We start from the raw sequence: 6,181 nt of genomic DNA on the forward strand, positions 1-6,181 counted from the left end.
CCCCGGATTCATCCGTGGAGCGAAAAAAAAGCTCCCCATCCTCATCACTTGCCCCCGGATTTATCAGTGGGAGCGCTTTCTTCAATTCTTTAATCTCAAATCTAAAATCTAATATCGATTGACTTTAGGAGTAAAAAATGCTGGATTTATTTAGCTCAGGGATGATGTCTCTGTGGCTGGACATGGCTGGAGTAGGCAGTGCCGCGCCTAATGCTGCGTCAGTGCTGGCTTGGCGGGGAGGGATACCCGGGTTAGTGGTGGCCGAAGATTTGGCTTTTGGGCGAATAAATGCGGCAAATCCCGACTTGCCAGCAGAAGCGACGGTGCGGGAATATTTAAAAGAGTTGAAAGACAAGAACTTGATTGAGGGCAATCAGGGAATTTGGGTGCAAGCGGGAATGATGCCGCTGGTAAGTCAGCAGGGCAAGACGCTGATGCCTGGGGCTTCGCTGACTAAGATTGCAACTTCTCTGGCGTCGCTGGAAACTTGGGGCGCGGATTATCAGTTTGAAACGCGGTTCCGGGGAACGGGGCCGATTAGGAATGGTGTATTGCAGGGGGATTTGGTGGTCAGCGGCGGGGGCGATCCGCTGTTTGTGTGGGAGGAGGCGATCGCCGTGGGCAATGCCCTCAATCAAATGGGTATCGAGCGCGTGGCGGGAAATTTGGTGGTGACAGGCAATTTCCGCATGAATTACCAGTCCGATCCTTTGGTGGCGGGGGAGATACTGCGGCAAGCTCTTGAGGGTAGTAATTGGCCTGCGGACGTGGTGGCAATGTATTCTAAGATGGCTCCGGGAACTAGAAAGCCGCAAGTAACGGTTGCCGGCAGCGTCATTGCTGAGAAATTTGTGACTTCGGGGCGTTTGCTGCTGAAACGCCGATCGCTCCCTTTAGCTGAAATTCTCAAGCAGATGAACGTCCACAGCGATAATGAAATGGCTCAGATGCTGACCGACGATTTGGGCGGGGCAAAAATAGTGCAGCAGCAAGCGACTTGGGCTGCGGGGGTGCCGGAGGAGGAAGTTCAATTAGTTAACGGTTCGGGATTGGGAGTGGAAAATCGGATGTCTCCGAGGGCGGCTTGTGGGATGATGCAGGCGATCGGGCGCAACCTTCAGACTACTGGGCTGACAGTTGCTGACTTGTTTCCGGTGTCCGGCCGCGATAAAGGAACTTTGGAATACCGACACATTCCGCGATCGGCTGTGGTGAAAACTGGTACTTTGGACACGGTGATTGCTTTGGCTGGAGCCATACCCACGCGCGATCGGGGTTTAGTTTGGTTTGCAATTATTAATCGCGGCACCGATTGGGACTCTTTGAGAGCGCAGCAAGATATATTTTTGCAAAAATTGGTGCAGCAGTGGGGAACTGCATCGATTTTGCCAGTAGCAATTACACCGCACATTGACGGCGCCAGACCTGCCTTGGGGGCAGCAAATCGTAGCGATATTTTGGTCGGAGGTTAAGAAATAGGGGTTGAGTTGGGGTTCGGGGAAGGAGCACTGACAAAATAGCTTAGAATTGGAACAAGACTATTGTGCAAGAAGATGATCAAACTGCGATTGAAGAGATACGGGAAAAAACGCGAGACAAGCTACCGGATTGTAGCGATGAACAGTTCTACTCGCCGCGACGGCCGTCCCCTAGAAGAGCTCGGCTATTACAACCCCAGAAATAACGAAACCAGGCTGGATGTTCCAGCGATTGTCAAGCGCCTGCAAGAAGGCGCTCAGCCAACTGACACCGTGCGTGACATCCTGAGAAAAGCCCATGTATTTGAACAAGTCGGAGCCGGAGCCAACGTTGAATCCAGCACAGCAACAGTCAGCTAGTCCCAACTATGCTGGACTGGTTAAGTTTTTAATTGGGCCTTTTTTAGAGACCCCCGGCTCTTTGCGGGTTGATTGCGAACTGCACCCGCGCCAATCGCGGGTCTGGGTTAGGCTTGCTTTTGAAGATCCCGACAAAGGCCGGGTTTACGGTAGGGGCGGACGCAATATTCAGGCAATTAGAACTACGCTCGAAGCGGTGGCGCAGACGGCGGGTCAGTCCCTCTACTTAGATATATACGATGGTGAAGCGGGCGATCGCGGATCTGGCCCGCCCAGGGGCGATCGCGATCGCCCGGATCGCGACCGCCCAGATCGCGATCGGCCAGATCGTGGCTCGCGGGAGCCGCGAGGCGACTTCCGACCCCGGACGCCGCCTCCGTCGCCGAGTCCCTTGGCTAGCAGAACTCCGAGAGAACAACCTCGCCGTACTAACACACCTACGTTTAGAACGAGCAGAAATACTCCCGGTTATTAACTAACTGCAGAACCCCGAAAGAATTTTAGATTTTAGATTGCCTGTTGTAGAGTTTGTATTACAAGCCCCGTTTGGTTTGAAATTGCCGGTTTTGCGATCGGAAACAAATGTAAAATTTTAAATTTCAAATGTCAGCGGCATCAGGTTCATCTAAAATCTAAAATTTCAAATCTAAAATCTAAAATTGCCTGACTTAATAGAAGGGAGATTTGATTTGTGCCTCAAGCACCAAACTCATTTGGGAGCTAAATCTAAAAGACGCCTTAGATACTAGGTAAAACCTAGTAACGGGCGTCTTTTTGTTCGCAAATAGTGACTGGTTGAATGTTTAGTTGTTAACTTTTAATTGCTTATTTGGAGGAGATTATGTTGGCATGAATGAAAAACTAACAATAGAGTTACCGAGCACTCAAAGTGCAATGTCGCTGGCCGGTAATCAAGAAGAAAACCTGAAAATGATCTCTAAGCAAACCGGTGCTACCCTGGTAATGCGAGGGCAAGAACTGCTGATTTCGGGCACAAAAACTCAAGTAGAATTGTGTCATAAATTAGTGCGATCGCTCTCCGACTATTGGAAATCCGGCAAAAATATTACTGGAGTTGAAATCCAGACGGCGCGCCAAGCTTTGGATACCAACCGCCAAGGCGATTTACAAGACTTGCAGCGAGACGTTCTCGCCAGAACCCGCCGCGGCGAAGAAATTAGAGCCAAAACCTTCAAGCAGCGGCAATACGTCCAAGCAGTACGCACGCACGACCTGACATTTTGCATTGGCCCCGCTGGTACTGGCAAAACATTTCTAGCAGCTATTTTCGCCGTGCAAGCGCTGTTAAGCAAGCAGTACGAACGGCTGATTTTAACCAGGCCAGCCGTGGAAGCTGGCGAAAAATTAGGGTTTTTGCCGGGAGATTTGCAGCAAAAAGTCGATCCGTATTTGCGCCCGCTTTACGACGCCCTGCAAGAAATGATCGACCCTGAAAAAATGGCCGATTTAATGGAAAGAGGCTTGATCGAAGTAGCTCCTTTAGCTTATATGCGGGGGCGCACTCTCAGCAATGCTTTCGTAATTTTGGACGAAGCTCAAAATACGACGCCGGCTCAGATGAAAATGGTGTTGACTCGTCTGGGCTTTCGATCGAGAATGGTAGTGACGGGCGATATCACTCAAACAGATTTGCCGCCAAACCAACAGTCGGGATTGTCAGTCGCCCAAAACATTCTACGCAACGTTGAGGGCATTGCTTTCTGCGAATTCTCTCAGGCGGATGTGGTGCGACATCCTCTAGTGCAGCGGATTGTCGCTGCTTACGAACTGCACGAAACATAGTCAGTAGTCATTAGTCAGTAGTCAGTAGTCAGTAGTCAGTAGTCATTGGTTGTTGTTTTTAATTACCAATAATCAATGCCCAATGCCCAATGCCCAATGCCCAATGCCCAATTCCAAATACCAAATACCAAATTCCCAATTCCCCAATTAAATTATGCCTAATCTGAAAGAATTCTTGGAAGCTTGCGAACAATTGGGAACGCTGCGTTTAATCGTGACTAGCAGCGCGGCGGTGCTGGAAGTGCGCGGTTCAATTCACAAGCTGTTTTATGCGGAGTTGCCGAAGGGTAAATATGCCAATATGCACGCCGAAATATTTGAGTTTCACCTAAATATGGACAAAATAAAACAGGTGAAGTTTGAAACGGGTGAGGCGAAAAGAGGCAATTTCACTACTTATGCAATCCGTTTTCTAGACGAACAAAATGAGGCTGCTTTGAGTGCGTTTTTGCAGTGGGGAAAGCCGGGGGAATACGAACCAGGACAGGTGGAAAATTGGCACGAATTGAAGGAGAAATACGGGGAAGTTTGGGAACCTGCACCTGTTGAGGCGCTTTAAAAAATCGGCTTTTCCACCTTTAAATTGCATATTAGGGCGGGTTCTCCTGCCCAACCCCTACTCCCCACAAGCAGAACATCTAATTTTGTGAAACAGGCATCTTGCCTGTTTATGAAAATGGTATAAAATATGATGTTTGACTCATTTGTTGTCTAATTTTTGGATTAATGAACCGCAGAGGGCGCAGAGAACGCAGAGAAGAGAAATAGAGACCGAAAATTAGTTGTTTGAATGTAAGTGGGTATGAAGGTAATTTGGAGTTTTTGTTTGTTTTTGCTGGTACTGCTGTGGGGTGGCGGTGCGAGGGCGGGGGTTTTGGGCGATCGCATATCAAGTTTTCCCAATTGGGAAAGCAAGCCTCCTATCGCTGTAGCTAAGGGAGATTTGGTATATCCCGACTGGATGGCGGGGAATTGGAATGTTGCTAGCACTTTGGTAGATTTAGCCGCTCCTTTAGCGCCAAATATTGTCACGCCAGGGTTTGAAAGCAACCGCCAGTATTTGCAGCAGCCGGTATTATTTAAAGTGCGATTTCAACCTGAAAAAAATCTTGGGTTAATTTCTAATTATACATTTAAAAATGATCAAAAGATTGTAGCCGATCGCACTTTTAACGGTTTGAATATTGCCAAGGCTTATTTAGGCGATCGTGGCGTACTTTCGGTGAAAGTCGATCCGACCAATCCCAACCGCCAAATTACTGTTTTGAAAGGGGAACGCCAATTAATTTCGATTGTTACCAGTCGGGGGACTGAGACGCGGAATCCTCGCGAGTTTGTGTCTACAGAGATTTCTCAGCAGGTGTTTCGGGGGGAGTCTGATATTTATTTAAACGAGGTGGAAACAACAACGGCTTATCGAGTTGTTGGATGTGGCAAAAATGGCGATTCTGCGAGTAAAAGAATTCAGGCGGATCAGGTGACAGCGATTTATTTGTCGCCCCAAGACCCGGATTATTTTGCGGCTGGGGGGAATCCTGTGGCTTTGTACCGATATCGGTTGGAGTTGGTGGGGGCATCTTCCTTGTGACAGTGACGAGTGGTGGAATTGATACGCTGGAAATCTATCGTCGGGTGGGTGTGCAGGAGGTTTGGTTTTGGTAATATGGGGTAATTTCGGTTTATTGTTTGCGTCCAACGGGATATGAGTTGGTGAGTAAGAGTGAACTGTTGCCGGAGTTGGATTTGCGATCGATCGAGTTTTATTCGCGGATGGCGGATCAATATGATGGGGTGAATGCTTTTATGCGATCGATGTAGAAGTCCAGAAGAGCGATTAAAAAAATCCTGCTTTCCCCTCACATTTTGCCTTGGCGGGAGTTTGTTTCCCTGCAGTTTCGGTTCCCGGATTTCGGTAGTTTTGCAGCAGCAATTGGGGCAAAAAGTAGTCACGTAGTTCACGTAAACTCACCGGGACTCCAACATTTCCTCAACTGTAAAGCCAATATCAATTGCAATCCGCTGAAGCAATCGAGGTGATATATCACGCCCTTTATGAAAAGGAACTGTAGTTCCTCGCCCATCTTGGTGACGGAACTGCTTATGTGAGCCTTTTTGACGCACCTCTACAAAGTCAAGGTTCTCTAGTATGCGGACTATTTCCTGTGGTTTCAGAACTGGGATATTGCTCATGTTTATCGGATCACAATCTGTTGTGTACCTATAAACTCAGTCTGAATGACGAGAGTATCATCTTCTAGGAGCATCTCAATTACCTCACGCAGATTCTCGTGTAACTCATCCAAGGTTTCTCCCTGGGAATGCGCCCCAGGAAATCCAGGAATATAACCAACGTAAAGCTTGGTATCAGAATCTTTTTCGATTATAGCGGTAAATGTTTTCATAAGATTCGCTTTCTATTCGTTAAATGTAAGAAATGTAATCTCTTATAGATTATATAATATTGTTAGAGTCGATAGGGGCATTTCTACCCCTACCTCTCCTTCAGAACCGGACATGAAACTTTCGCCTCATCCGGCTCC

8 protein-coding genes are annotated in these 6,181 nt (G+C 48.0%); 6 read left to right on the forward strand and 2 right to left on the reverse strand.

Annotation, left to right across the window (positions count from 1 at the left end):
- Positions 1 to 137: 137 nt before the first annotated feature.
- The 6 genes from QT992_RS21545 to QT992_RS21570 all read left to right on the forward strand — a co-directional run bounded on the left by QT992_RS21545 (position 138) and on the right by QT992_RS21570 (position 5,229).
- Positions 138 to 1,472 (forward strand): D-alanyl-D-alanine carboxypeptidase, encoded by a 1,335-nt coding sequence (locus tag QT992_RS21545; protein ID WP_333340256.1) that lies wholly within the window; start codon positions 138 to 140, stop codon positions 1,470 to 1,472.
- A gap of 81 nt (positions 1,473 to 1,553) precedes the next feature.
- Complete coding sequence (rpsP, locus tag QT992_RS21550; protein ID WP_006633724.1) at positions 1,554 to 1,838, forward strand: 30S ribosomal protein S16; 285 nt, start codon at positions 1,554 to 1,556, stop codon at positions 1,836 to 1,838.
- The gene (locus QT992_RS21555) at positions 1,810 to 2,313 is read left to right on the forward strand and encodes a KH domain-containing protein (protein WP_333057401.1); all 504 of its coding nucleotides are present in this window, start codon (positions 1,810 to 1,812) and stop codon (positions 2,311 to 2,313) included. Before rpsP ends, QT992_RS21555 begins: the two co-directional genes overlap by 29 nt.
- Positions 2,314 to 2,687: 374 nt before the next feature.
- Positions 2,688 to 3,641, forward strand: coding sequence for a PhoH family protein (locus QT992_RS21560; protein ID WP_333246821.1), 954 nt, complete (start codon positions 2,688 to 2,690; stop codon positions 3,639 to 3,641).
- Between the two features lie 154 nt (positions 3,642 to 3,795).
- Positions 3,796 to 4,200, forward strand: coding sequence for a ChuX/HutX family heme-like substrate-binding protein (locus QT992_RS21565; protein ID WP_333057403.1), 405 nt, complete (start codon positions 3,796 to 3,798; stop codon positions 4,198 to 4,200).
- Positions 4,201 to 4,443: 243 nt separating this feature from the next.
- The gene (locus QT992_RS21570) at positions 4,444 to 5,229 is read left to right on the forward strand and encodes a DUF6816 family protein (RefSeq protein ID WP_333340260.1); all 786 of its coding nucleotides are present in this window, start codon (positions 4,444 to 4,446) and stop codon (positions 5,227 to 5,229) included.
- Positions 5,230 to 5,606: 377 nt separating this feature from the next.
- Here QT992_RS21570 and QT992_RS21575 read toward each other — a convergent pair whose 3' ends face one another.
- The gene (locus QT992_RS21575; RefSeq protein ID WP_333315400.1) at positions 5,607 to 5,831 is read right to left on the reverse strand and encodes a type II toxin-antitoxin system HicA family toxin; all 225 of its coding nucleotides are present in this window, start codon (positions 5,829 to 5,831) and stop codon (positions 5,607 to 5,609) included.
- A gap of 2 nt (positions 5,832 to 5,833) precedes the next feature.
- Positions 5,834 to 6,043, reverse strand: coding sequence for a type II toxin-antitoxin system HicB family antitoxin (locus QT992_RS21580; RefSeq protein ID WP_293133322.1), 210 nt, complete (start codon positions 6,041 to 6,043; stop codon positions 5,834 to 5,836).
- Positions 6,044 to 6,181: the final 138 nt, after the last annotated feature.

This window comes from Microcoleus sp. T3_D1, assembly GCF_036700405.1.
Classification (GTDB): domain Bacteria; phylum Cyanobacteriota; class Cyanobacteriia; order Cyanobacteriales; family Microcoleaceae; genus Microcoleus.